Origin of the sequence: Paludibacter propionicigenes WB4 (assembly GCF_000183135.1) — a bacterium.
In the GTDB taxonomy this organism is placed as follows: domain Bacteria; phylum Bacteroidota; class Bacteroidia; order Bacteroidales; family Paludibacteraceae; genus Paludibacter; species Paludibacter propionicigenes.
Genome location: NC_014734.1, coordinates 2685151 through 2710595 on the forward strand (window position 1 = coordinate 2685151; position 25445 = coordinate 2710595).

Annotated in this window: 21 protein-coding genes and 1 tRNA gene; 12 read left to right on the forward strand and 10 right to left on the reverse strand. The window is 39.0% G+C overall.

Translation table 11 applies throughout. From position 1 onward, the window contains the following. Nucleotides 1-42: 42 nt before the first annotated feature. On the reverse strand, nt 43-297 hold the full coding sequence (rpsT, locus tag PALPR_RS10995) for a 30S ribosomal protein S20 (RefSeq protein WP_013445705.1): 255 nt from the start codon (nt 295-297) through the stop codon (nt 43-45). Between the two features lie 36 nt (nt 298-333). Next, nucleotides 334-405: transfer RNA gene (locus PALPR_RS11000), tRNA-Glu, on the reverse strand. A gap of 217 nt (nt 406-622) precedes the next feature. On the opposite strand from PALPR_RS11000, the gene recO reads away from it, so the two are divergent. Further along, nucleotides 623-1345 carry a DNA repair protein RecO gene (recO, locus tag PALPR_RS11005; protein ID WP_013445706.1) on the forward strand — a complete coding sequence of 241 codons (723 nt, stop codon included), beginning with the start codon at nt 623-625 and terminating at the stop codon, nt 1343-1345. A 17-nt stretch (nt 1346-1362) separates the two neighbouring features. Here the strand turns inward: recO and PALPR_RS15475 are convergent, their stop codons facing one another. The 4 genes from PALPR_RS15475 to PALPR_RS11025 form a co-directional block, all read right to left on the reverse strand. Next, nucleotides 1363-3084, reverse strand: coding sequence for a LysM peptidoglycan-binding domain-containing protein (locus tag PALPR_RS15475; RefSeq protein ID WP_013445707.1), 1722 nt, complete (start codon nt 3082-3084; stop codon nt 1363-1365). A 140-nt stretch (nt 3085-3224) separates the two neighbouring features. Beyond that, nucleotides 3225-4118, reverse strand: coding sequence for a S66 peptidase family protein (locus PALPR_RS11015; RefSeq protein ID WP_013445708.1), 894 nt, complete (start codon nt 4116-4118; stop codon nt 3225-3227). Between the two features lie 564 nt (nt 4119-4682). Next, nucleotides 4683-5384 carry a RadC family protein gene (gene radC, locus PALPR_RS11020; RefSeq protein WP_013445711.1) on the reverse strand — a complete coding sequence of 234 codons (702 nt, stop codon included), beginning with the start codon at nt 5382-5384 and terminating at the stop codon, nt 4683-4685. 921 nt (nt 5385-6305) lie between these two features. Then, the gene (locus tag PALPR_RS11025) at nt 6306-7049 is read right to left on the reverse strand and encodes a hypothetical protein (protein ID WP_013445712.1); all 744 of its coding nucleotides are present in this window, start codon (nt 7047-7049) and stop codon (nt 6306-6308) included. A 560-nt stretch (nt 7050-7609) separates the two neighbouring features. Between PALPR_RS11025 and PALPR_RS11030 the strand changes: the two genes are divergently transcribed. The 5 genes from PALPR_RS11030 (at nt 7610) to PALPR_RS11050 (ending at nt 13337) form a co-directional block, all read left to right on the forward strand. Further along, nucleotides 7610-10129: a DEAD/DEAH box helicase gene (locus PALPR_RS11030; RefSeq protein ID WP_013445713.1), complete on the forward strand. Its 2520-nt coding sequence runs from the start codon at nt 7610-7612 to the stop codon at nt 10127-10129. 40 nt (nt 10130-10169) lie between these two features. Beyond that, nucleotides 10170-11111 (forward strand): hypothetical protein, encoded by a 942-nt coding sequence (locus PALPR_RS11035; protein WP_013445714.1) that lies wholly within the window; start codon nt 10170-10172, stop codon nt 11109-11111. 484 nt (nt 11112-11595) lie between these two features. Next, complete coding sequence (locus PALPR_RS11040) at nt 11596-12084, forward strand: GNAT family N-acetyltransferase (RefSeq protein ID WP_041620908.1); 489 nt, start codon at nt 11596-11598, stop codon at nt 12082-12084. Between the two features lie 64 nt (nt 12085-12148). Beyond that, nucleotides 12149-12832, forward strand: coding sequence for a hypothetical protein (locus PALPR_RS11045; protein ID WP_013445717.1), 684 nt, complete (start codon nt 12149-12151; stop codon nt 12830-12832). 52 nt (nt 12833-12884) lie between these two features. Beyond that, a complete protein-coding gene (locus tag PALPR_RS11050; RefSeq protein WP_013445718.1) occupies nt 12885-13337 on the forward strand; it encodes a GNAT family N-acetyltransferase in 453 nt (150 codons plus the stop codon). Nucleotides 13338-13498: 161 nt separating this feature from the next. Here the strand turns inward: PALPR_RS11050 and PALPR_RS11055 are convergent, their stop codons facing one another. After that, on the reverse strand, nt 13499-14458 hold the full coding sequence (locus PALPR_RS11055; protein WP_013445719.1) for a TerC family protein: 960 nt from the start codon (nt 14456-14458) through the stop codon (nt 13499-13501). 278 nt (nt 14459-14736) lie between these two features. On the opposite strand from PALPR_RS11055, the gene PALPR_RS11060 reads away from it, so the two are divergent. Further along, nucleotides 14737-17106 carry a cation:proton antiporter gene (locus PALPR_RS11060; RefSeq protein WP_049777041.1) on the forward strand — a complete coding sequence of 790 codons (2370 nt, stop codon included), beginning with the start codon at nt 14737-14739 and terminating at the stop codon, nt 17104-17106. Between the two features lie 78 nt (nt 17107-17184). Here PALPR_RS11060 and PALPR_RS11065 read toward each other — a convergent pair whose 3' ends face one another. The 3 genes from PALPR_RS11065 to rpiB all read right to left on the reverse strand — a co-directional run bounded on the left by PALPR_RS11065 (nt 17185) and on the right by rpiB (nt 20189). After that, on the reverse strand, nt 17185-18564 hold the full coding sequence (locus PALPR_RS11065; RefSeq protein WP_013445721.1) for a C1 family peptidase: 1380 nt from the start codon (nt 18562-18564) through the stop codon (nt 17185-17187). Between the two features lie 43 nt (nt 18565-18607). After that, nucleotides 18608-19636, reverse strand: coding sequence for a thiamine-phosphate kinase (gene thiL, locus PALPR_RS11070; RefSeq protein WP_148226529.1), 1029 nt, complete (start codon nt 19634-19636; stop codon nt 18608-18610). Between the two features lie 103 nt (nt 19637-19739). Further along, nucleotides 19740-20189, reverse strand: a complete 450-nt coding sequence (gene rpiB / locus PALPR_RS11075; RefSeq protein WP_013445723.1) for a ribose 5-phosphate isomerase B — start codon at nt 20187-20189, stop codon at nt 19740-19742. Nucleotides 20190-20633: 444 nt separating this feature from the next. On the opposite strand from rpiB, the gene PALPR_RS11080 reads away from it, so the two are divergent. The 5 genes from PALPR_RS11080 (at nt 20634) to PALPR_RS11100 (ending at nt 25400) form a co-directional block, all read left to right on the forward strand. After that, entirely contained in the window at nt 20634-21950 is a 1317-nt protein-coding gene (locus tag PALPR_RS11080) for a circularly permuted type 2 ATP-grasp protein (RefSeq protein WP_013445724.1), read from the forward strand. A 101-nt stretch (nt 21951-22051) separates the two neighbouring features. Continuing rightward, nucleotides 22052-22747: an alpha-E domain-containing protein gene (locus tag PALPR_RS11085; RefSeq protein WP_013445725.1), complete on the forward strand. Its 696-nt coding sequence runs from the start codon at nt 22052-22054 to the stop codon at nt 22745-22747. Nucleotides 22748-22756: 9 nt separating this feature from the next. Beyond that, a complete protein-coding gene (locus PALPR_RS11090) occupies nt 22757-23536 on the forward strand; it encodes a transglutaminase family protein (RefSeq protein ID WP_013445726.1) in 780 nt (259 codons plus the stop codon). Beyond that, complete coding sequence (locus PALPR_RS11095) at nt 23533-24477, forward strand: M14 family metallopeptidase (protein ID WP_013445727.1); 945 nt, start codon at nt 23533-23535, stop codon at nt 24475-24477. The genes PALPR_RS11090 and PALPR_RS11095 overlap by 4 nt, the downstream gene beginning before the upstream one ends. Further along, nucleotides 24474-25400 (forward strand): M14 family metallopeptidase, encoded by a 927-nt coding sequence (locus PALPR_RS11100; RefSeq protein WP_013445728.1) that lies wholly within the window; start codon nt 24474-24476, stop codon nt 25398-25400. Before PALPR_RS11095 ends, PALPR_RS11100 begins: the two co-directional genes overlap by 4 nt. Nucleotides 25401-25445 lie beyond the last annotated feature (45 nt).

The following is a 25445-nucleotide window of genomic DNA, read 5'->3' on the forward strand; positions in this document are numbered from 1 at the left end:
TCCATTTGGAAAAGGGCTTCTGTATATTTTACAAGAAGCAAATTATGCTAGTTTGTTCACGTAAACCGCTAACTTTGATTTCAAGTTGCTGGCTTTGTTTTTGTGAATAATATTACGTTTAGCCAACTTGTCTAACATTGCGCTGATTTTTGGTAACATTTCAGTTGCAACAGTTTTGTCTGCAGTGGTACGCAATTTACGAACAGCATTACGTGCTGTTTTAGCGTAATAGCGGTTGTGCAGTTTTTTCTTGTCAGTTTGACGTATTCTTTTAATCGATGATTTATGATTTGCCATCTCAATCTTTATTTTAGTCTTTATTTTTTATTTTAGTAGTCCCTAGGGGAGTCGAACCCCTCTTTCCAGGATGAAAACCTGGCGTCCTAACCGATAGACGAAGGGACCATTACTGGTCTTTGCAACTATGAGTTGTTTGTCTCAATTGCGGGTGCAAATATACGGCACTTTTTTGAATTGGCAAAGCCTTTCTGATAAATATTTCTTCTTTTTTGTAAATGCTTATTTATCAATATGTATAAATCTCAACCCATCTTATTTTTCCTTGTTGCAGGATGTGTAAGCCCTGATATTTTTGCTACTTTTGCATTTAAAACATGCTTTTATGCTAAGTAAAACCACCGGAATTATACTTCACTCGATAAAATATACGGATTCTGCATCCATTGTTACGGTATATACGCAGCAGTTCGGACGGGTTTCGTACATGGTACATGGCGTAAATAAAAAGAAATCGATGTGCAGGGCTGCACTTCTTCAACCGCTCTCAATGGTGGAGATGGATGTATTTCATGTCCCCGGTAAGGATATTCAACGCATAAAAGACCTGAGAATGAATTACCAGTTTACAGGTATTCCATTCAATCCGGTGAAAAATTCGCTGGCTCTTTTTCTGTCCGAAGTGCTTTTCAAAAGCCTTCGCCAGACCGAACCTGACGAAAATCTATACCTGTTTTTAGAGAATTCTATTCAGCAGCTCGATTGCTGCGAGGAGGGAATAGCCAACTTTCATCTGGTATTTCTGATTAAAATGTCGCGCTACCTGGGCTTTGCACCAAATACTGAAGACGGCGGTGCTAAATACTTTGATCTGATGAATGGCGTTTTTTCGGAGCAAAAAGCACTTCATATGCATTATCTGCTTCCAGAAACCACCATTGATTTTATTTCGTTGCTTGAAACGGACTATGCAGGTATGCACAGACTTATTTTGACCAGAGAAAGACGTTCTGTGCTGCTCAAAGGACTCGTAGAATATTATTTATTGCATATCCCCGAATTTCATACCTTACATTCGCTGGCTGTGCTTCAGAGCTTGTTTGATTAGGCAATAACCCGGAAGGATTAATTGGGGCGTACGATAATCTTATCGCCGGGTTTGATCTTGTTTCCGGTTTTTTTGTTCCACTCTTTCAGATCGTCAACCGTGCAGCCGTAATCTTTGGCAATGGAGTAATAAGATTCTCCGGATTTTACCTTGTGCTGAATAGTTTTAGACTCGGCGTGGTTTTTAAAGGTTTGTGATTTTTCGGTAGTTTGAGTAAGCTTAAGTTCTTGTCCAGCTTTAATTTTTGAATCACTCAAGTTGTTCATCTTTTTCAACTCTTCTACCGTGATATTATTGTCATTAGCTATTGTAATAAGACTTTCGCCTTTCTTTACTTTATAGTTTACGGTATTTGCATTAGCAGTTGTTTCGTTTTTAGGCGATGGCTTGTTTTCTACTTTCTCAGCTACTGCATTTTTATTTTTATCTCCATCGTCAGACAGCTTCAGCTCCTGTCCGGGGCGTATTTTTCCTGTTGGAATGTTGTTAATACGCTTAAGTTCATCCACGGTGATGCCATGCATTTTGGCAATACTATACAAAGATTCGCCCGAAGTTACTTTGTGCGTTCCCGACTTCTGTGAAGGTTCTACTTTGGCTATTTCTGCGTTTTTAGCAGGGCGGTCTGCCTGCTGTTGTGCCACTTTCAGCTCCTGCCCCGGACGTATCTTGCCATTAGGAATATCATTGATCTTTTTCAACTCATCCACCGAGAGGTTATACTGCCGAGCTATGCTGTAGAGCGTCTCGCCCTTCTTTACTTTATGAGATATGTCATTTGATTTAGCAGTAGCCTCGTTGTTCGATTTTTGAGCATCTGCTTTGCCTGAAGTGTTTTTGCTTTCGGCTATCTGCGGAGCATTGGTAGCCGGTTGGTTAATGGTTTCCACAACGGTTTCTTCATCCTTGACTTTTATTTTCTGTTTCAGCTTTAGCTTGTTGCCTTTGATTTTATTCTTTTTTTTGAGTTCGGCAATCGTTAATCCGTATTGGAGCGCTATGGAAGAAAGTGTTTCACCCGATTTTACAGTATGGTACTCGGCCGGTATTTTTCTGGTTTTCTTTACCGGAGTTGTAGCTTGTAGAGCAGCCTGAGGCTGATTGGCTGCAAAATTCTGAACCTGAGTTTTAGCAGGGGTTTGCTTAGCGGCAGGTTCGTCGTTGCTGAAAGTCTTGGTGAAGAACTTATGCACAGCCGTCAGAATTGGAGTTGCACCGATTACCCTACTGGCTTTCAAAAATCGTTTGGTGTAATAGGCTTCTTTTGAATTGGAAATAGTCACTCCGTTGTGTACCGCTGCATGAATGAAATTAAATTCGCCATTACCGGCAGACACTACTATCCCCACATGACCTACATTTTTACTCCGGCGACGACCAGAGAAAAATACTAAATCACCGGCTTTAAGCTCATTTTTGTCTACCTGACTAAACTGTCTGGACTGATCGACAGAGGAGCGTCCTAAATCGTAACCAAAATTTCGGTAAACATACGATGTAAAACCAGAACAATCAAAAGAAGAGACTCCGGTTGAACCGTATCGATAAGGTGTATTTAAGAAGAGTTTACCGTAGTTGATAATAGAATCGGCAACTGCAGAGTGGTTTTTAGAAATATAATCCACTCTGGTAGAGTCGGATGCAAAGTATTGGTTTGTCAAAGCTTGCAGATTGGCAAACGGTGACAACATAATGATAAACAGAGAGATAATGATATATGTGTGTTTTTGTAAAGGCATAAGAATGACGCAATTGTTGACTGACTCCTTGCAAAGATAGGACATTCGGTCAACAAAAAGGAACACGTTTTCTCTTTTTAATAAAAAAAGAGATTCTTTTTAAAGCTGAACTTTTGTTTTTTTTATACAATAATTCGAACCTAATACCCTAAAGTTGCTCCATCAGATGTTACGTTGAGGTGAGCCGGTGCACCTAACACTAAGGGTAAATTATAATCCACATGTCCGGCCGGAAAATCGAAACAAACCGGATAATCGTACTCCGCAACAGTATCGTATATAATCTCCGAAATGGATTTATTCATCAGCGGATCTTCGCTGGTTTCGCTAAACTGACCCACAACAAGACCGGAAATTTGCGACAATGCACCACTTAGCCGCAGGCTTTGCATCATTCTGTCGATTTGATAAGGTCTTTCCCCAACATCTTCGAGAAAAAGGATGTTGTTTTGCAACTGCATATCGAATTTGCTACCGCGCATGCCTAGCAGCACCGAAAGATTTCCACCGATAAGTTTTCCTGTAGCTTGCCCTGTCCTGTTGAGCGGCTGAGCCGGAAGAGTATAAGCCGGAAACTTGCCGAATAAAATGTCTTTTATACCTTGCAGCTGTTCGGCATCGGGCGGTAATTCGGTGAAATACTTGGTCATAACGCCATGAATGGAGGCAATGCCCAAATTGGTGATGGCATTGTGGAGTATGCTGATATCGCTGAATCCGATAAGCCATTTGGGTGATTTCTGAAAACCGGAGAAATCCAGTTTGTCTATAATCGGTGCCAGTCCGTAGCCTCCTCTGCTACACAGAATAGCTTTCACAGCGGGGTCGTCGAGTGCTTGCTGCACATCGGCCACGCGCTGACTGTGTGTTCCGGCAAAGCGCCCGTATTCCGCACGAGTATACTGACCTTCGGATGGTCTCAACCCCCAACTGGTAAGTATTTTTTTAGCTCCATCTATATAGTCGGGATTTATGACACCCGAAGGGGAAATGATACGAATTTGATCGTTGTATTTTAGTGTATTTGGAGTCATGATGAGGTGATGATGTGATAATACTTTAATGTGTTGATATGGTGATTTCTGATGTGTTGATTATGTCTTTAGTTGGCTTTTCATTTTGGAAATAATGCTTGAAAGTAGTTTTTTTATACTGATTAATTTTGAGATCAAAATGGGATCAAAGGGATAACCCGATGAATGTTGGCATAAAAGTAACCAATATTCTGTTTCGTCGCCCTCTTTGGCAGCAATCTTTAGCATTATGAATAATCGTTTTGTTGTCCACTTATAATTTAAGAAAAATAGATATCGGTGCTCTGCACCTCTGTTGTTTTTCTTCGACTATATTCTACAAAGATTACAGTGCTCTGCACTTTTTTTGTTAAGACTCAAAGGGACAGTGTCCCGAGATATTTGTAGAAACTCAGCAGTGATTGAAGTGTGAGGTGCAGCGCACCGACATAATTTCTTGATATTGGGCAATACATTTGTTTTATGTAAGACAATACATTAATTATAAAATCTTTCATTTAGCCAATAAATTAATCTTCAAATCAAAAATCGTCACATTATCACATCAAAAAATCATCACATCAATCACATTTTTCCCTCATCGGCAAAACTATAATATTGCCCTTTGGCAATGATGATATGGTCGAGCAGGGTGATGCCAATGGCTTCGCAGCCGACTTTTATCTTGCGGGTTATCTGCTCGTCTTCGTGGCTCGGGCGGTTTTGGCCCGAAGGATGATTGTGCGCAACGACCACCGCCAGTGCCGATTTTTCCAGTGCCATTTTGAGCAACATCGGTATATCCACCACCGTTTGTCGGCTGCCACCCTGTGTCAATCGTTTTATCTCAATAACTTTATTGGCTCCGTTGAGCAGTCCTACCCAAAATTCTTCGTGCGGCAGGTCCACCAGTTGCGGTTCAAAGAGGTCGAAGAGATCTAGGCTCGAAGTTATTTTTTTACGCTCTACCACTTCGCTGGTCTTGCGGCGTTTCCCTATTTCGAGTGCTGCCATGATGGTGATGGCCTTCGCCTCGCCTATGCCTTTGAAGCGTTTGCAAAGATCGGTGATGCTCAGTTGTGCCAGTTCGTTGATATTGTCGCTGCACTCGTGCATGATGCGGCGCGAGAGTTCCACGGCCGATTCGTCGCGATTGCCCGAGCCGATAAGTATGGCCAGCAACTCAGCATCCGAAAGGCATTGACAGCCTTTACAGAGCATCTTTTCGCGCGGGCGGTCATCTTCGGCCCAATCGCGGATTGTCAATCGTTTATCGTCGGTTACCATACGTCAAAAATACGAATAATTTTCTTTTTTACAACTCAAACAAACTAAGACCGCAAGCGTACCACAAAAAACGGTAAACAAAAATCCCAACCCCAAATGCGAATTGGTACGAATAAAGAAGGTGATAAGCTCGTTCGTACAACACATTGCTGAAGTATGTTAGTTCACAGCTCAGTCCGACATGGAAAACACTTAAACCGCAACCGAAAATACTCAGCCCGCCGATGAAAATACTCAATTGGAATGCAGAAATACTTTAATGGAACTGCATCCCCTTTAAAAAGTCCTAAAGAATACTCAGTCCGCATGCAAAAACACTCAGCCCGCAGTGAAAAATACTCAGTCCGCCATCGAAAATACTCAGTCAGAATGTAAAAATACTTTAATGGAACTGTATCCCCCTTAAAAAGTATTAAAGAACACTCAGTCCGCAATTGAAAATACTCAGTCCGACACAAAAAATACTCAAACGGAAAGCATTTCCCCTCAGTCCGACATAAGTTCCCCTCGGCCGGAAAGCAAAAATACTCAGCCCGAAGCAAATAATCATCGACCGAAGCTAGCTGACCCCCAACCGGAAGCTATGATAACTCCACCCAAGAGAACACAAACCAAACCCAAGAAGGAAAAACATAAAACCGTCGGTGGTAACTCCTGAACGGAGCTACTGCCGACGGCACAAGGAATAGTGAACATATTTTATAACTAGAAGTGCATTTATTGGGGTTTTACCTAAACCTTCCTTCATTTTTTCGTCATATAAAACTACCGCCCCTAATTATCTCCCGTTGGTCGCTGACCGTTGGTTCCCCTAAAGGGGACTTAAAAGAGCAAGTCGCAAGACGATACATATTCAACTCATGTTATGAGAAATTGAGAAGCGATTTAAACATGCTTCAACCTTTGTCAGAAAGAGTCCGTTTATTTCGGACGGGTAAAGGGTATATTGCTGATTTGCTTGTACTGAGGCGAAGTGGCTCCGAAAACCGACTTTACATACTGCTTGGCGGCCAGCGCCACATCAATCAGCCCCGTGCCTTCGGTGTAGAGGAACGCCCGACGAACTATGTCCGAAGCATCCAAAGCTGCCTGAGCGTTGACCACCGCGTCGTTGAGCGCTTTATATTCCGTAAGCGAACTATTGAGGGCATTGACAGACAATTCCGGCTCATTGGGTCGGTACGAAGGAATGGTATTAAGGAGCTGCTGCAGTTTTTCGAAGTTCACAATTTTGCGCTCGAACGTGCCCTTGTGCAGTGTCACCTGGCGGACGTTGTTTCCTTTGGCTTTTTCGGCGGCCAGTTCTTCATCTGTAGGTTTGGTGCTTGCTCTTTTGGCTCTAAGCTCGCGCACGATTGATTCGGCCTGGTCTATTATCTGTGGGGTGGTGCCACATATCCGCACGGCATTGATAATGCGGGTTACCGTGTCGTCGAAAACTTCGAACTTGTTGGCGCGGGCGGCGGTGGCGTTATCCAGTGCAATCTCGTTGTCTTTAACTGTTCTGTTGACTTCCACGCCCTGCTGATACAGCCTGTTCAGCTCCGAAATGGTGAGCGCAGACACCGAAGGATTGTACTGAGGACCAAAAGTAAGAATGCACGAAATTTCAGTATTAAAGTTTGTCACATTATGCTCGTGACCGGAGCCAATTGATGTTTTCATAAGCGAAATAGATTAATTAATTTGTTAAGTTAGAATAAATATTTAAGTATATAATGCATAATACATCAGGCGGCCGCCACAGATTTGCGGGTGTAAATATAGAAATGGTTTTTAATTAAAAAAATAACGCAAGCCATAGGTTAACATTATTTATAATTTCCGTAATCTATTGTACAGTTGAACTAATAGCCTCAAAATACCCCGAAAAGTAAATGCAAAACAAAGTATGCAACATTGCTAAAACCTAACAAATACGGGAGTTTGAGACACAATCTATATTTTGTATAAAAAGAACATAAAGCAACTTAAAAACATATTTTTTAGTCTTTTTGGGACTGTTTGATTTTTATGTTTTTTAATACTTTCGGGATAAGTGGAATTAATCAAAAGAGTACAACGTTAATATAAAAGATTATTTATATCTTTGGATGCGAAAAAAATACATGACTGAGAATAAAGTGCGATTATATGTAATGGTATTGTGCATATATAGGTGTTAGCGTCAATTATAAAAAAAACATTGTTACGAACTTTTAAAATAAACTCAAAAATCATATACTATGGTCGACTTTAAAAAGAAATTAGGAAAGACACAAATTGACAAAAAAACTGATCCTTTAGAAATTTACAATTCACTTGACAGAAGAAGTATCACTGGACCACTAAGACCTGCACAGAGTAGAATATTGTCTGATTGGTTTTCAAACCACCAAGAAGATAAAGACTTAATAATAAAACTACATACTGGAGAAGGAAAAACACTTATTGGGCTGCTGATTCTATTGTCTAAAATAAATCAAGATGAAGGTCCCTGTTTATATATATGCCCGAATATTTACCTCGTCAAGCAGGCTGCTTTAGAAGCCCAAAAATTTGGAATTCCTTTTTGCCTATTAGAAGCAGACAACCAGATTCCAAATGACTTTTTAGATGGAAAAAAAATATTAATTACACATGTTCAAGTGCTGTTTAATGGCAAATCAAAATTTGGTTTAGATCATAATTACATTGAAGTAAGCAATATTATTTTAGATGATTCTCACGCTTGCATTGATTCTATAAAAAGTTCTTTTACCGTAAAAATTCGTAGAGAACACTTGTTATACAACACTATACTGACTTTATTTGAAGACGATCTGAAAGAACAAGGAGAAGGTAGCTTCCTAGACATAAAAGCAAATATTTACAACACACTTATTGTGATTCCATATTGGGCTTGGATAGATAAAAAAAGCGACGTCTTGTCTGCTCTATCTGCATATAGTGACACAGTTGAATTAACTTTTGTTTGGCCTATAATAAAAAATCAATTAGAAAACTGTCAAGCATTTATAACAGCAAAAGGGATTGAAATAGTGCCATTATTTATTCCTATCAATTCATTTTGCTCTTTTTCAAAAGCAAATCAAAGAATTTTAATGTCAGCGACAACACAAGATGATTCTTTCTTTATTAAAGGGCTGGGATTTAATGTTGAAGCAATAAAAAAACCATTAATTAATCCTGAACAGACTTGGTCTGGTGAGAAAATGCTTCTAATTCCTTCTTTAATTGATGATTCATTAGATAGGGATTTAGTAGTTTCTTTTTTTGCAAAACCTGCTGAAAGACCATTTGGTACTGTCGCATTGGTATCCAGTTTCAGAACGGCAGATCAATATGAACATATTGGATCTGAAATAGCAAATTCTCAAAACATATTCGATCAAGTTAGTGCTTTGAAAAGAGGTGAGATTACCAAAACACTTGTTATAGTAAATAGATACGATGGAATTGATTTACCAGATGAATCTTGTCGAATACTAATAATTGATTCAATGCCATTTTTTGAGTCGTTTTGCGATAGATATGAAGAGCAATGTAGGGTTAATAGTGATGTTATTAACGTAAAATTAGCACAAAGAATAGAACAAGGTTTAGGGCGAAGTGTCCGTGGGGAAAAAGATTATAGCGCAATTTTGATTATCGGTGAGAGCTTAGTAAAGTTCGTTAAAAGTGTGAGAACAAATAAGTATTTTTCTGCACAGACACGAAAACAAATAGAGCTTGGTCTTGAGATTGCTGAAATGGCAAAAGATGAACTTAAAGCAGATGAAACTGCGTTGAAGGTTGTAACTTCTCTAATTAATCAATCAATAAAAAGAGATGAAGGTTGGAAAGAGTTTTACAAGGAAGAAATGAATAAAATAGATAACATTTCTACTGAGAATAATATTTATACAGTTTTACAGCTTGAAAAAGAAGCTGAATTAGCGAATCTGAAAGGAGATAACGAAGCCGCGTGTAAAAAAATTCAGAATATCCTGGATAACTATGTTCAAGAAGTTGCAGAGAGAGGTTGGTATTTACAGTTGCTTGCACGCTATCAATATTTTATTAGTAAATCTGAATCAAATAGATTGCAAAAAAGCGCATTTGAATCAAATTCACAAATGCTTAAACCTAAAGACGGTATAAGTTACAAAAAATTAGAATTTATCAATGAAAACAGAATAAAAAGAATTAAACAATGGATTTCAAAATTCAATTCGTATAGTGAACTTAGCCTTGCTATTGATAGCATATTAGGGGATTTTAGTTTTGGCGTAAATGCAGAGAAATTTGAAAGTGCGACTATGGAAATTGGCAATCTTCTAGGTTTTATAAGCCAGAGACCAGACAAAGAATTTAGAAAAGGACCAGACAACCTTTGGTGTGGTGTGGAGAATAAATTCTTTTTAATTGAATGTAAAAGTGAAGTTGATGATTCAAGAGAAGAAATTAGTAAGCATGAAGCTGGTCAAATGAATTCACATTGTGGGTGGTTTGAAAGCGAATACAGTGATAGCTCGGTAAAAAGAATTTTGATTATTCCGACAAGAAAACTTTCATATTATGGAGATTTTACTCATGATGTTGAAATAATGAGAAAAAACAAACTAAATGGTTTAAAGAAAAACATAAAAGCATATTCAAAAGAATTTCGAACTTTCAATATCAACGAAATAAGCGATGAAAAGTTTCAAGAATTATTAAATACTCATAAACTAGACATTACAAGCTTAGAAATTGAATATACAGAAAAATACACAAAAAAATAACTGGTACTAAAAGAATGCAAACTATAAAACTATCACAATTATGAATCAAGAGTTAACATATTATCGAAGATTTAAAAAGAATTTTGAGATAAGTGATTTTTTAGTCGATTTTCTTGGAGCACTGTGTCCAGGGTTATTGTTTTGTCTTGCAATAGTTCTAACTTTTGGCTCGACATCGATTTATTTAATTTATCAAATAAAAGCACTTGTCTCCATTTATTTGCCACATAACGAGAATATTAATGCATACAGATTTCTCGACACTTTTTCTAGCTTTGTTAAGGGATTTTCATTTTACTTTGCTCTAGTTGTATTAGTATCCTCGTATGTATTAGGGCAATTTCTATATAGAAAGGATCCAAAGGATGCTGATAATGCAAGTTATTTACGAATTCTAAAGAAAGAGAATAAAAAAAATAAAAACTGGGGAGGTGATTGGGTAGAACATTACAAAATTGATGAATTGAAAAATTGCGTTGTTGAATATCCATATAGATATTTAAAATCATATTTTGAGAAAAGAGGGTTGCTACACTTGGCAAAAATTATTCCATGGGACGAAACTGATTTCACAAAAAGATCAAAAACTTTTATTAATCTTCTTAAGATTAGAATTAATTATTATAGACCAGACTGTATGGGCGAAATTCTAAAAAATGAAGGACACATAAGATTAATGTCTTCACTTTGGCATTCTTTAAGATATATTAAAACTATATCATTGCTATGTATATTTGCAAACATACTTATTTCTCTAATTAATCTTAACACAATTCAATATTTACTTATACCAATTTATTGTTCAATTGTCGTTTATATTTTTGCTAAAATTTGGAAAATTGTAATAGAGTCTTTTTATCATTATCAAAGAGCAAGGGAAGTCTTTTTTGTTTTAGAAACAGCCTATATAGTATCTTTGGATCACAATGATATTTTTAAATCAATTAATTATTCATCATCAGACACATCTACAAAGAAATAACACCGCTTCCGCGCGATTGTATCTCGTGGGGATGCTAAAAAGGAATAGGCGGTTAGTCGATGGTTTGCCACAGGATAGAATTCGTACGGCAGCAGAGTTTTACCGAAAGCTGGAAAGAAGAAGATATATGGAAATAAATAAAAATACAAAAAATATATGCTCAATTGTTTGCTCATATGCGAATATTGGGTTAATTTCGCACACCGTTTTAGTAAAACATTCTACTTGCAATTTGTCTAACTCAATGATAATAAGCCTCCCGGGCTTGCCTTATGGGCAGCATACTTGGGGGGCGTTTTCTATTTATATCCCTCGTATTTTACCCTCTGATTTCCACTTAGCCTTATGAGAACCTACGAAAAATACAAAGATTTCACCGCCCCGTGCTATTTTAGGTAGAATTCGTGCAGCAGCATGGTGCCTTGCTTTGAAAAAGCAAATATTTATTGTTCTATGACAAACCGTAAAAAAATAAATGATTTCTATGGATATTTCTTTTATCAGCTCAAGCGATGATTTATCGGCGATTGTACAGGTTCTAAATGTATCGCATGGAACGGTAGCAAGGGATTTTGGATTTACCAGACAAAATAATCCTACAAATAACGCATTTATAGATGAATCGACATTAAGAACTCAATTACTCAAAGGGATTGATTTATATGCAATATCGACGAATGGCCAATTGATAGGATGCATTGCAATTGAAAAATCGGCAAGGGAAATAGATGGCTTTTACATTGAGAAAGTCTCTGTTGTACCGGAGTTCAGAAATCAGGGAGTTGGAGTTAAATTAATGGATTTCGCCGTGACAAAAATAAAGGAGTCAGGTGGAAAGAGTGTTTCCGTAGCTTTAATTGATTCGAATACTAAACTCAAGAAATGGTATTCAGCACAAGGATTTAAAGAAACTGAAACCAAGGACTTTGAGCATTTACCATTTCGGGTATGCTTTATGAATAAGCAGCTATAATAATGCTTCTGTTAGGGTTGGAGAATTACCCTAAACCCTGAATAATATCTATCAAAGAAAGAGGATGATTAAAATAAGATTCTTTATTATAAGCGTAGTATTGACTTTAGGCATAAATGCTGTTTATGCAAGGAAAGTGCCCGGCTTTATAATCAAAAACAGCAATGATACTGTTCTGGGTGAAGTAAGTATTCCATTTTTTGATCCTTTTTCAGGAGGAATCATAATCAATGGAATCGACCTGAAATCTTTTCAGTCGGTATTGTATTTCAGGGAAAAGAATACTGAACGCTTTAGGGCTTTTACCCCTGAAGATATTGCAGGCTTCGGTTTTACGTACAGATCGACAGACTATAAGTTCAAAACATTATTGGTTGAATACAAAAGTCTTGTAAGTAGCGAAAGACAAAAACTTCGGTTCTTAAACCTGATTTATCAGGGACATTTGGCGCTGTACAAAGAAATAACAACGAAGGAAAGTTATTTTAGCACAGGAACTTCGAATAAGTATATAGATTATTACGATTACTATTTGTACGATGACAGACACGGCCTGAAAAGAGTCATCAAATCCAACGAATTTAAAACACTGGGTGATCTTTTTCGGTATTATGGAATCAATCAGAATTTTATCGACATTGTACCGGCAAGTGCACGGTTTAAGGATATAATGTATTTTCTTGAAACCTACGATATATGGAAACGAAGGAGTCGGAAGAAAACCGACATCATTTCTTTACGCGATTGAGAAAACTCATTGCAGTGTTTTGCTGTGAAATCTACAAATAATTACTGATATAATGACAATTGAATTAAAACGTACGAACTCTGAGCATGAAGATTTTCGCAATCTGGTAATGAATTTAGAAGAGTATCTGACGCATGCTGATGAAGAAGCTCATTCAAAATGTAAGCCTTATAATAAAATTGAAACAATAAAACACGTAGTCGTAGCATACGATGACAATAAGGCCGTAGGCTGCGGTGCAATAAGACCGTACTCTCAAAACACTGTAGAGATTAAAAGAATGTTTGTAGCTGAAAGTGCGAGAGGAAAAGGGATTGGGTCTAAAGTACTGGCAGAACTGGAATTGTGGGCGCAGGAATTAGGTTTTGTGCATAGCATTTTAGAAACTGGGAAGATGATGCCTGATGCAATACATCTTTATTCAAGAAACAATTACAAGCAAATACCTAATTACGGACAATACGAAGGAATGGAAAAGAGTATTTGTTTTGAGAAGAAATTATAAAATATTAGGTTGCAGAACTGGGATGATGGTCTCGATCGTCGATTCGGAATGAGAATACCCAAGTTCCCGTCTATAGAGGTATAAAGCAAGAGGCAGCACAGAGAAAAATCTGTACTGCCTCTTTTAGTATGAGCTCACGCGGGTTAGCGCGATGTTGTTATTTATTGTTTGGCTATTTTCCGCTCGGCGTTTTTCTTTACTACCACAGACAGTAGGATGGAGAAAGTAAGCAGACTGACTATCACGGCCAGCGATGTGACATTGGAAATATGAAAGCTGTAGCCCAACTCGGCTGCAAGCTCGTTGATACACATTTTGAATCCGATAAAGGTCAGAATGCCCGATAGTGCATATTTCAGGAATTGGAAGTAGCCCATGATGCCGTTCAGGGCAAAATAAAGCGACCGCAATCCGAGAATGGCAAAAATATTGGATGTGTAAACGATAAACGGATCTTTGGAAACCGATAAAACCGCCGGAATAGAATCGACCGCAAAAATAAGATCCGAAGCTTCGATTACCAGCAGCGCGATGAAAAATGGTGTGGCATAGAGAATTTTATCCTTGCGTATGAAAAAGTGCGGTCTGGACATATCGTCCGTCACCGGAAAAATTTTCTTGAAACCCCTTATCAACGGATTTTTATTGGGGTTATAATCATCTTTTTCTTTTTCGAACAGCATGTGAATACCGGTGTATACCAGAAATGCTCCGAAGATATACATCACCCAGGCAAATTTTTCGATAATGGCTACACCCGCAAAAATAAAGACGGCACGCATAACGATAGCGCCGATAATGCCCCAGAAAAGAATTTTGTGCTGATATTTTGCGTCTATTTTGAAGAAACCGAAAATAAGAATAAACACGAACAGATTGTCGACACTCAACGACTCTTCAATAAGATAACCGGTAAGAAATTCGAGTGCTTTGACCTTACCCAGCCAAAAGTAAACAACTAAATTAAAAGCCACGGCAAGCCCTATCCAGAATAAACTCCAGAGGAGCGCTTCTTTTACCTTGACCACCGTATTTTTCTTATGAAACACGAATAAGTCGAGCGAAAGCATGATGGCAACAAACACTACGAAACCAATCCAAAAATTAATACCAACTTCCATTTTTTTAAGAATAAATTAAACCGTTCTAATACTCTGCAAAGTAAATCAATAAATAGGACATTCGCAAAAATGTGTTGAAGAACAATAGTTATAACCAAATATTGTTGAATTATTCACAATTAACGCATTGAAAAAACATTATCTTTGTACTCTGAAAACCAATTACTACAAGTGATTGTTCAATAAGCGGTAAAACGCAGTTTTTTTACGTATTAATCAGCCTGAAGGTGCAGCTCTGCAGAGTGATACAAAAACTTTCGGGTATTAAAGACGACATAATGAAATCACATATCAAAACCTGGATTTTTTATGCGTTGATGTTGATACTATTCAGCCTCTTCACATACCTGTTGTTTGAGAAAGCAACGTCATTTAATGTTCCTAAACATCATACCGCTGAATTAGTAAGTAACGCTCAGGCTTCTGATAATTTTCAATTATTCAAGCTCTCATTATTGAACAATGTAGCCGAACCGGCTTCTATGTTGCTTCTGCAGATTATTTCTATTTTAATTGTATCGCGTATTTTTGGGTTCCTGTTTGCCAAAATGGGACAACCTACGGTGATAGGCGAGATTCTGGCAGGTATTGTGCTGGGTCCATCGCTGTTGGGCTATTTTTATCCGGACGCATTTCACTTTTTATTCGCTCCAAAATCCTTGGGTAACCTTTATATTCTAAGCCAGATAGGGCTTATTCTATTTATGTTTACCATTGGGATGGAGTTGAACCTGAGTACGCTACGGCAGAAGATAGGCGAAACCTACGTTATCAGTCATGCCAGTATTCTTATTCCCTACTTTTTAGGCATGTTGTTGGCTTATTTCGTGTATAATGAATTTGCTGCCAAACAAACAGATTTTCTCTCGTTTGCGCTGTTTATCGGTATTTCGATGAGTATCACGGCCTTTCCGGTGCTGGCGCGAATAGTGCAGGAGAAAGGGTTGTCTAAAACTCATCTGGGTACTATGGCTATTGCCAGTGCAGCCAATGATGATGTAACTGCCTGGTGTATTTTGGCTGCGGTTATAGCCATTGCCAAAACCGGAAGTTTTGTAAGCTCGCTGTACACCATTGGCTTTTCCATTCTTTACGTAGTGATTATGTTGATGGTGGTTCGCCCGTTTCTGAAGCGGGTTGGTGAGATTTATAGCAACAGCGAGGTACTGAATAAAAGTATTGTCGCTTTTTTGTTGTTGATTTTGATTCTTTCTGCTTTTGCCACTCAGGTAATTGGTATTCATGCCTTATTCGGAGCATTTTTGGCCGGAGTGGTTATGCCTCAGCTTCCTCATTTCCGCAAGCTGATTATTGATAAAATAGAAGATGTATCGGTTACGCTGCTGTTGCCGCTGTTTTTTGTGTTCACGGGTTTGCGTACCGAAATAGGACTGCTTAATACTCCTTACCTCTGGACTATCTGCGGAATTTTTATTTTGGTAGCCGTTACCGGAAAATTTGTGGGTGGAGCTTTTACGGCTCGCATACTGGGCGAAAGCTGGAAGGATAGTCTGTCGATAGGTGTTTTGATGAATACACGCGGACTGATGGAGCTAATCGTATTGAATATCGGTTACGAAATGGGTATACTTCCGCCTCCTATTTTCGTTATGCTGGTAATCATGGCTTTGGTCACTACTTTTATGACTACGCCGGCTTTGTCGCTTATCAATATGATTTTCCCGGAAAAAGATGTAGAAAAGGAATATATTATACAGCAAACACAGGGAATCTTCAAGGCTATGGTTGCGCTGGGTAACCCCGAAAATGGTAAAGCATTACTGAATGTTGCCAAAACGGTGTTAGATGGTACAAAAAACAGCCTGGCGGTGACAGCATTACACATAACTCCCGGTACGGACACTAACCCGATTTACGGTGAGCAATTTTCGGTGGATAGTTTCAGGGGAGTGAATGAAGCTGCGACGGAACTTAATATTCCGCTCGAAACGGAATATAAGGTAACAGATAATATCGAGCTGGAAATAGTGAAGTCGGCCAATTACAATAACTTTGACTTTTTGTTGGTGGGGGCGGGGCTTTCGTTGTCGGGCATACCTTTCTTTAAAGAGAGTTCCATGTTTCGTAATATTAAATGGTTGAACGCAATTATCAACAAAATATCCAAGCAACAGACTTTCTTTTATCCCGGCACGCTTATCAAAGACAAGACCCGGTACTTTATTGAAAATACCAATTGCAGCGTAGGTGTTTTTGTAAACCGGGGCTTTGAAGGAATTACTTCCACGCTGGTTCTGATACACGACGAGTCAGACGAGTTTTTGTTGCGCTATGCCCGTCGTTTGATTAAGAATGACAGTGGCGTGAACATTAATATATTCGATACCAATAAACTGGCCTCAACGAGTGAAGTTATTCGTCATGGAATTCATGAATTGCGCCAGCAGTTCCCCGACGAGGTAAAGGTACACAAAGCCAGCCGCATAAGCTCCAGTATTTTGTCGAAACACAGTTTCATGCTGATAAGTTACCAGACCTGGAATTTGCTTTCAAATTCGGATAAGAAAGAGTTTGAATACATTCCGTCCACGCTTATTATCAATAAAAAAGTAAGTCGTTTTCATACCGGCGTACGCAATAAAACCGTATCAAACATATCCATCGATCCTGTGGGGGAAAGTTTGTAAAATGTAATTTAGCGATACAAAAAGAGAGCGAAAGATTTTTATCTTTCGCTCTCTTTTTGTATATTATAGTAGCATGTTTTAGTTCATGTAATCCCAAACAGGCAATTGAACAGGTTTTTGTTTCAGACTTTCGATTGCTTTTTTATCGAGGTATTTACGATGAATCACCACGCGGAACAGATACTCATTGAACCATTCATCGGTAAAAGTGAGATATCCTTTGTTTCCTGCAGATTCTCCCCAACTGTTCTCAAACTCCCATTTCATCGGCTTATCGTTGGCATCAACATCGCAACCGATAAGTGTCATGGCATGAGTAGAGCCACTTTGCTGAGTCAGGATGCGGGCTTTCTTGTCCATTTCCAGTTTCACCCCGAACAAAGACTCGTAATCGTACATTTTGGGGTCTAACACTCCGGTCTCGCGGTTTGCCTGTTTGCCCACATCGCACGATGCGTACATTGGTTCATTGGCCTTAATAGAGGCTAATGCTGCTTTTTTGATGTCGTCGTTAGGAAGGTTCAGATATACCCAGTTGATACCCTCAACGGTGTTACGGTCGTTTTGTATTTCATACATTTTATAATACTCACGTGTCGGGTCGTTCATTATCATGATATAGTTTTCCGGAGAGTAATCTGCAGGCTTAATGTCATTGTAGAACTGCTTTGGAGTGTAGTTTTTGAGCTCTTTTACTTCGCCTTTTTTATCTTTATAACGCCATGTGAAGGTGGTAGGCGGTTCGCCAAGGCACAAGGCCAACACACGATATACTTCGGCGAGAATAGTTTTCTTTTGTTGACGTACGTCGGTAGTTTTTTTGCCTGAAGCTACCATCTCGCGTAAATCATATCCGCCTTTTCGAAGCAGTTCGTTCAGTATTTTTACAAATTGACCGGTGTTGTTGGAGTGAGCTGTTTCGGGCATCACATCTTGCGGAACGATACCGTATTTCTCGGCTGCGTTGAGATACAAGTTCCAAACACCACCATCGCCAACCGGTGATTTGAAGTACTGATTTACCGCTCTGTCGTCGAGCGATAATTTACCGGTGCTGATAATATTTTCCAGAAATAGATTTGATTTTTCAAATAAATCCCAGAAGTATAAATAATTGTGCGAGAAATCAAATTTATCCAGTCCGTATTTGTCCATAGCCAACGGGCGCATTACATTCATGGAGGTAAACATCCAGCAGCGTCCTGAACTTTTTTGGTTTGTAATACCTTTTACGGTAACCCGGTATTTAAAAAAATGATCGATTTTACCCTGTAAATCACGGTTCAAAGCCAGTGATTTGATGTTCTCATCGGTAGTCAAAGCATTTTGAATTGCCTTTGTACCGGGCGTAAGCGTAAAGGTGCTTCGGATATCTTTCAGATCGCTTTCAGTAATAGATTGAGCATTGGCGCCCAAAGCTGAAAGCAGCATAAAGGTGGTGAATAGTTTGAACTTCATATTCTCGGTAATTTGTAATTTTATAATATGCGGATAATTTGTTTTATTTCAGAGAATTCCAGCCTTGAGCCTTTAATTCAATTTCTTCGCCTTCGCGACCTACTAACTGTAAACCCAGTTCGGGTTTAGTCATGTGTCCAACAATGGCAATGCCTTCCATAGTCACTATTTTATCGTAGTCTTCGAGCGATACGGTGAACAATAACTCGTAGTCTTCGCCACCATTCAACGCTGCGGTTACAATGCTCATGTTGAGTTCTTCGGCCATGACTACCGCCTGATAATTAATAGGGATTTTATCTTCATACACCCTGCATCCGGCATTGCTTTGCGAGCAAATGTGCATCAATTCCGAAGATAATCCATCCGAAATATCCATCATGGCTGTGGGTACTACGTTTTTTTCGTGAAGGAGTTCAATTATATCTTTTCTCGCTTCGGGTTTTAGCTGACGTTGCAGGATATAATCCCGTCCTTCGAAATCAGGTTGAGCCTGATCGTTGGCAGCAAATACGATTTTCTCGCGTTCCAGCAATTGCAGACCCATATATGCCGATCCCAGGTCTCCGGTTACGCATATCAGGTCGGTTTGTCCGGCGCCGTTGCGATACACTATTTTGCCTTCCTCGCCTTCGCCAATACAGGTGATACTTATGGCTAGGCCGGTGAGCGAAGCAGAAGTGTCACCCCCGATGAGATCTACTCCGTACTTTTTACAAGCCAACTCCATACCGGCATAAAGCTGTTCCAGATCTTCCACCGAAAAACGCTTCGAAACACCGATGGAAACGGTCATTTGTTTCGGTTGACCGTTCATAGCATATATGTCTGAAAAATTAACAACAGCAGCTTTGTAGCCTAAGTGCATAAGCGGAACATACACCAAATCGAAATGAATGCCTTCCAATAATAAGTCAGTGGTAACCAACACTTTTTTGTTCTCATAGCTTAGAACAGCAGCATCGTCGCCAATTCCTTTCAAGGTTGATTCGTTCTGGATTTTGAACTTGTCGGTCAGGTGTTTTATTAATCCGAATTCACCGTAAGCTGATATTTCTGTTCGTTGCATAATAGTTGTAAAAATAAACTTTTCCAAAGGGTTGTCCTTTGGAAAAGTTTTTGGGGTTAGAATGAGATGTCAGAAACTAAGGATGTTTTATCTCTTAGTTCGCTGTTTAACAAGGGATTTTGTCCACACGTGTTTTATGTCTTCCGCCTTCAAATTCTGCAGAGAAAAATGTAAAAATCATATCCAGTGCTTCAGACTCGGATACAAAACGAGCGGGTAATGAAAGAATATTGGCGTCGTTATGACGGCGAGCTAATGCTGCAATTTCGGGTTTCCAGCAAAGTGCCGCACGAATACCCTGGTGTTTATTCAATGTCATGCTGATACCGTTGCCACTTCCGCAAATTGAAATACCAAAATCGAATTCTTTATTTTCGATAGCTGTAGCCATTGGGTGAGCGTAGTCGGGATAATCGCTGCTTTCGGCCGAAAAAGCTCCAAAATCTTTTAGCTTTTTTACGCCTTCGTCCTGAAGGTATTCCACAACTTTGTTTTTCAGTTCGTAACCTGCATGGTCGTTACAAATAGCAATTCGAAGGTTCTTAAATGGATTCATAAATACTGAGTTTTTATTGACTTGCAAAAGTAGAAATTAATTTTCAACTTCCACTAATTGTGAAGATAAAAAGCCTGAGTATGCAACCAGTTATCTTCTCCAATTGCTTCTCCATCTTATCTGTTATGGTTGTAATAATTCCAATAATTGTATAATTATTACTTTTTTGTAGGACTAATTGCCAGTATAAACTTCTCGAACTGCACAGGTATCGGAATGATTCTGTCCTTAAAGTGACTAAAATTTCATAGAAATAATTCTTTTTGATACTGAATTTAAATGTTTTGATACAAAATGAGACAATAAATTGATAAAATATGACATAATATCATCAAAATAACTATATTTGCATTATATGGATATGTAGTCGCAAGAATATATTACATAATAATACAAAAATAGAATTGATTCTATCAAAAAGATTGTAAAACTAAAAAGCAGTACATGTATTCACTAGTAAAACAAAGAGACACCGTCAACAAATGGATGGAGCGATTCGGGGTTCGTTTCGGAATTTATAAAGGTGGCAACTTTCACGAACAACTTTTTCCGTTCGATCCGATTCCAAGGGTAATAAGTCACAAAGACTGGCTAGAAATAGAAGCCGGTTTAATACAGCGTGTAAATGCATTAAACATGTTTCTGGAAGATGTTTACAATGAGAAAGACATCGTAAAAAAAGGCATTATCCCTGAAGAATTTATTTATTCTTCGAGTGGATATCTGGCTCAGTGCGAAGGCATAACACCATCAAAGAAAATTTTCTCTCACATATCAGGTATAGATTTAGTACAGGCTAAGGATGGAAAATGGATAGTGCTCGAAGACAATCTGCGTATACCTTCAGGAGCTTCTTACCCAATGATTGCCCGAACGGTAACCCGTAAAGTTTCGCCCGAGACATTTAAAGAAAATGCAGTATTTGATAACCGGAATTATTCAACGCTGATCCGAAAAGCGATGGATTATGTGAATATCGACAACGGACTGGAGGTGATTCTTACTCCCGGACGATATAACTCGGCTTATTTCGAGCATTCTTATTTGGCCGAAAAAGCAGGCGTTATTCTGGCTTTTGCCGATGATTTGATCGTGGAAAACGATACGGTATATTATAAAGGTCTGTTTGACAAGCGCGAACGGGTGGGAGTGATTTACCGCAGAATTTCCGATGAGTATCTTGATCCGCTGGCTTTTGAAAGTACTTCGCTGCTGGGTGTTCCCAACCTTATGCGTGCTTACGCCAAAGGCAATGTAGCCATAATGAATGCGTTGGGTAACGGGGTGGCCGATGACAAAGGGATATATTATTTCGTGCCGAAGATGATTGAATTTTATCTGGGAGAAAAAGCTATTTTACAAAATGCGCCAACATATCTACCTTACTATGCTGATGATAAGAACTATGTGCTGGCAAACCTGAAAACCTTGGTCATAAAAGATGTGGCTGAAGCAGGTGGATACGGCGTAATGTTCGGAAGAGATATGAACGACGAGCAACTGGCCAATATCACACGACTTATCGAAACCGAACCGAGGCGTTGGATTGCACAAGAAATTATCGATTTCATCGACCTGGAAATTATGGAAGGAGAAGAAAAAGTGTTTCGGAAGTCGGATTTACGTGCCTTTGTTATCAGCGAAGCGGAAACCAAGGTTTGGCACAGTGGACTTACACGATATACTCGCAATCCAACATCGTTCATAGTCAATTCGTCGCAGGGAGGCGGGTTTAAAGATACATGGATAATGAAAAAATAATAACATAGTTACTAAGGTATGGTTACAAGTAACGAGTATCTCTTTACTATTTTTATTTAACTCTAACTAAATCCTTGTAACACGAAACTAAAAAATAAATTATGCAAACATTAACAGCAACAAAAATAAACTCCGGCGTTTCGTCGGCAAAGGCTAATCGCCTTTTTTGGTTAGGCAGATATGCCGAACGTGTATACCTTACTTTGCACATGCTTCGCAAACATTTCGACATCATGATAGATGAAGATAAAGACTCGTATATTGTTTTTTGTACTAAAATGGGAATAGAGAACAAGTACATTTCTGCCGATGATTTTACAAGACGTTATTTGTATGACCTCTCAAATCCCGAATCGGTCATAAATATGCTTGAGCGGGTGAAAGATAATGCTATGATGTTGCGCGAAGAAATTATGACCGAGACACTTTGTTACATTGAACTTAGCATTGCTTACATGAATAAACCCGAGGTGCAAACCCGGGGAATAGAGGGACTTCAGCGGATTACTGATTATATGTTGGCATTTTGGGGCTCAATAGACGAACGCATTGTTGATAATCAGATAAGACACTCCATTAAATTCGGAAAATACCTCGAAAGTCTGGATTTGCATATTCGTTTCGACTATCCGTTTAACCGCGTCAATGAAATCTTTGAACGCATGCTTCACACTATAGAAAAAGAATGTTATATTTGTGATGAAATGACTTTATTGACCCTAAAGCAGTATTTTACATTCGACGATTATAAAAATATAGGAGTATTGAAGCTTATAAATACCTTATTTCGAGCTTAACACTAAAAAATGATAAAACTACAGTATAGTTACAAGACCCGAATAACTTTTAGTGAAAACATATATAAACATCATTTCTTGCTGAGATGTGCGCCCAGTGTGTTTGATTTTCAGAAAATTATTGAAGAAAAATGTGTGATTTCTCCCAATGGAACTGTAAGCGTGGGAAGAGATAGCTTTGGAAACCTGATTTACGATGGTTATATCGGAGATTTTCATAATTTTTTTGAATTTGAAGCAACGGGTATTGTTGAACAGAGCTATTACAGCATAGAGGAAGAGCTTAATCGCCTATATCTTTATCCTTCCAAATACACCCTCCCAATGAGTAATATTCGAAGGTTGCTTGACGATGCTAAGTTGCCAACCAATGCAACTACGCTTGAAAAAGTGGTTTTTCTTTCGTCCAAATTGCGCAAGGTTTTGGTGTACGAATCGGGGGTTACTTCTATTCAAACTACCGCCGAGCAAGCATTGGAAATAGGCAAAGGTGTTTGTCAGGATTTTGCTCATACATTGATTGCTCTTTGCCGTGGCAATGGCATTCCGGCTCGCTACGTAAGTGGTTTTATGCAGGGCGAAGGATTTACCCACGCCTGGGTTGAATACTATGAGGCTGGAGTTTGGTATGGTTTCGATCCCACACACGACCGCTGTATAGAAACCGGATACATAAAAATTGCTCATGGTCGCGATTACTCCGATTGCGCATTGGATAAAGGTGTTTTTACCGGTATGGCTCAGCAAAATTTAGAAGTATTTTTAAAAGTTGAAGAAATTCATTCATGATTAAAACGATAATATCTGAAGGACTTCCGGTAGATGAGCGGTTGCTGATTCGGAAGAAAGTAATTCAAAACGGAACAGGTCCAAAACGAATTTGTATTGTCACCGGTACCCATGGCGATGAACTCGAAGGACAATATGTGTGTTTTGAACTTATTCGCCGATTAAATGAGAATATTCAGTTTCTGGATGGAACTGTTGAGGTTTATCCGGCACTCAATCCGCTTGGAGTTGACTCTGTAACCCGCGGTATTCCGACTTTTGATTTGGACATGAACCGCATATTTCCCGGCGATCCTAATGGCCACTTGATAGAACATACAGCTTACGAGATTATTCAGGACTTGCGGGGTGCCGATATGGTGATTGACATTCACGCCAGCAACATTTTTTTGCGTGAAATGCCGCAGGCTCGTATTAACGTAAAGATGTCCCGCAAGCTCATTCCGTATGCAAAAATGCTCAATATCGATTTTATATGGATTCATGATGCGGCTACCGTGCTGGAATCTACACTGGCTCATTCGCTGAACGTGATTAAAACTCCGACTATCGTGGTGGAAATGGGAATAGGAATGCGTATAACCCGCGACTATGGTAACAGGTTGGTGGATGGCATTTTCAATATGATGAAAAAAATGAAGATGTGGTCCGGTCCTGTCTCGAAAGATATCAGTCATCCAATGCTTTCTACTACGGGTGAGGTGTGTTTTATGAATGCGGAAGCATCGGGTATTATTATTCCGTCGGTTTCACACTCCGTAGACGTAAAAAAAGGTGATTTGCTTTGTCAGATTGTTGATCCATTCGAGGGTGTGATTCTTCAGAATGTACTTTCACCGGTTGATGGAGTTGTTTTCACTTTACGTACTTATCCGGTAGTTTATGAAGGTTCATTGATAGCCCGAATTTTTTCGAAAACACCTTGTCACGATTCGTTATGAAACAAGAGATATTATTCCAAATGAAGTCGCCTTACCGCGATGATTTTAAAATACAGGGATTCCGGTTTGGTGAAGGAGAGAAATCTGTAGCCATAGTGGGAGCCATGCGTGGCGATGAAATTCAACAGCAATTTACCTGCTCGCAAGTGGTGAAAAACCTTATTGAACTGGAGAATGAAGGACGAATTTTGCCCGGCCATGAAATTCTTGTAATTCCATCGGCCAATCATTTTTCGATGAATATCAACAAGCGATTCTGGGCAATGGATAATACGGATATCAACCGGATGTTCCCGGGGTACGATAAAGGAGAAACCACGCAGCGTATAGCTTCTGCACTTTTTGAGCAGGTGAGGGGCTTTAAATACGGAATACAATTGGCCAGTTTTTACATGCCCGGCGAATTTATTCCGCATGTGCGGATGATGGATACGGGTTTTCAGAATACTAAGCTTGCTAAGAAATTTGGTTTGCCTTATGTGCTTGTGCGTAAGCCCAAGCCTTACGATACTACGGTTTTAAATTACAATTGGCAGGTGTTCGATACGCAGGCTTTTTCTATCTACTCCGGCGATACGGATACGATTAATAAAGAATCTGCAAAAATCGCGTGGTTATCTATTCTGCGTTTTCTGAACAGCATGAAGATTATCGATAATAATATTCACGATGGGTATAATTCATGTGTTTTGTCCGATCAGGATTTAAAAACGATAAAATCAAATCAGGCCGGCATTTTGTACAGTCTGCGCGGTGCGAAAGACGAGGTCAAAGAAGGTGACTTGTTGGCCAAAATTCTCGATCCATTTACAGGAGCTGTTCGTAGCGAAATTTTTTCGCCGGTCGATGGAACCATCTTTTTTGCACACGATAAACCACTGATTCATCAGAACACGGTTATGTACAAAATAGTCAGGTTTTGAACCGGATAAAAAACTATCATAAAACAAAACAAGCTCAACAGTTTA

Excerpts from the sequence above, each read along its gene's own strand:
- PALPR_RS11045 (WP_013445717.1), top strand. The coding sequence starts at position 12,149 with ATGATTAAAATAAGATTCTTTATTATAAGCGTAGTATTGACTTTAGGC.
- PALPR_RS11015 (WP_013445708.1), bottom strand. The coding sequence starts at position 4,118 with ATGACTCCAAATACACTAAAATACAACGATCAAATTCGTATCATTTCC.
- PALPR_RS11050 (WP_013445718.1), top strand. The coding sequence starts at position 12,885 with ATGACAATTGAATTAAAACGTACGAACTCTGAGCATGAAGATTTTCGC.
- PALPR_RS11065 (WP_013445721.1), bottom strand. The coding sequence starts at position 18,564 with ATGAAGTTCAAACTATTCACCACCTTTATGCTGCTTTCAGCTTTGGGC.
- PALPR_RS11100 (WP_013445728.1), top strand. The coding sequence starts at position 24,474 with ATGAAACAAGAGATATTATTCCAAATGAAGTCGCCTTACCGCGATGAT.
- PALPR_RS11030 (WP_013445713.1), top strand. The coding sequence starts at position 7,610 with ATGGTCGACTTTAAAAAGAAATTAGGAAAGACACAAATTGACAAAAAA.
- PALPR_RS11085 (WP_013445725.1), top strand. The coding sequence starts at position 22,052 with ATGCAAACATTAACAGCAACAAAAATAAACTCCGGCGTTTCGTCGGCA.
- PALPR_RS11060 (WP_049777041.1), top strand. The coding sequence starts at position 14,737 with ATGAAATCACATATCAAAACCTGGATTTTTTATGCGTTGATGTTGATA.
- PALPR_RS11090 (WP_013445726.1), top strand. The coding sequence starts at position 22,757 with ATGATAAAACTACAGTATAGTTACAAGACCCGAATAACTTTTAGTGAA.
- PALPR_RS11055 (WP_013445719.1), bottom strand. The coding sequence starts at position 14,458 with ATGGAAGTTGGTATTAATTTTTGGATTGGTTTCGTAGTGTTTGTTGCC.
- PALPR_RS11095 (WP_013445727.1), top strand. The coding sequence starts at position 23,533 with ATGATTAAAACGATAATATCTGAAGGACTTCCGGTAGATGAGCGGTTG.
- rpiB (WP_013445723.1), bottom strand. The coding sequence starts at position 20,189 with ATGAATCCATTTAAGAACCTTCGAATTGCTATTTGTAACGACCATGCA.
- PALPR_RS11035 (WP_013445714.1), top strand. The coding sequence starts at position 10,170 with ATGAATCAAGAGTTAACATATTATCGAAGATTTAAAAAGAATTTTGAG.
- PALPR_RS11025 (WP_013445712.1), bottom strand. The coding sequence starts at position 7,049 with ATGAAAACATCAATTGGCTCCGGTCACGAGCATAATGTGACAAACTTT.
- PALPR_RS11040 (WP_041620908.1), top strand. The coding sequence starts at position 11,596 with ATGGATATTTCTTTTATCAGCTCAAGCGATGATTTATCGGCGATTGTA.
- PALPR_RS15475 (WP_013445707.1), bottom strand. The coding sequence starts at position 3,084 with ATGCCTTTACAAAAACACACATATATCATTATCTCTCTGTTTATCATT.
- rpsT (WP_013445705.1), bottom strand. The coding sequence starts at position 297 with ATGGCAAATCATAAATCATCGATTAAAAGAATACGTCAAACTGACAAG.
- recO (WP_013445706.1), top strand. The coding sequence starts at position 623 with ATGCTAAGTAAAACCACCGGAATTATACTTCACTCGATAAAATATACG.
- PALPR_RS11080 (WP_013445724.1), top strand. The coding sequence starts at position 20,634 with ATGTATTCACTAGTAAAACAAAGAGACACCGTCAACAAATGGATGGAG.
- radC (WP_013445711.1), bottom strand. The coding sequence starts at position 5,384 with ATGGTAACCGACGATAAACGATTGACAATCCGCGATTGGGCCGAAGAT.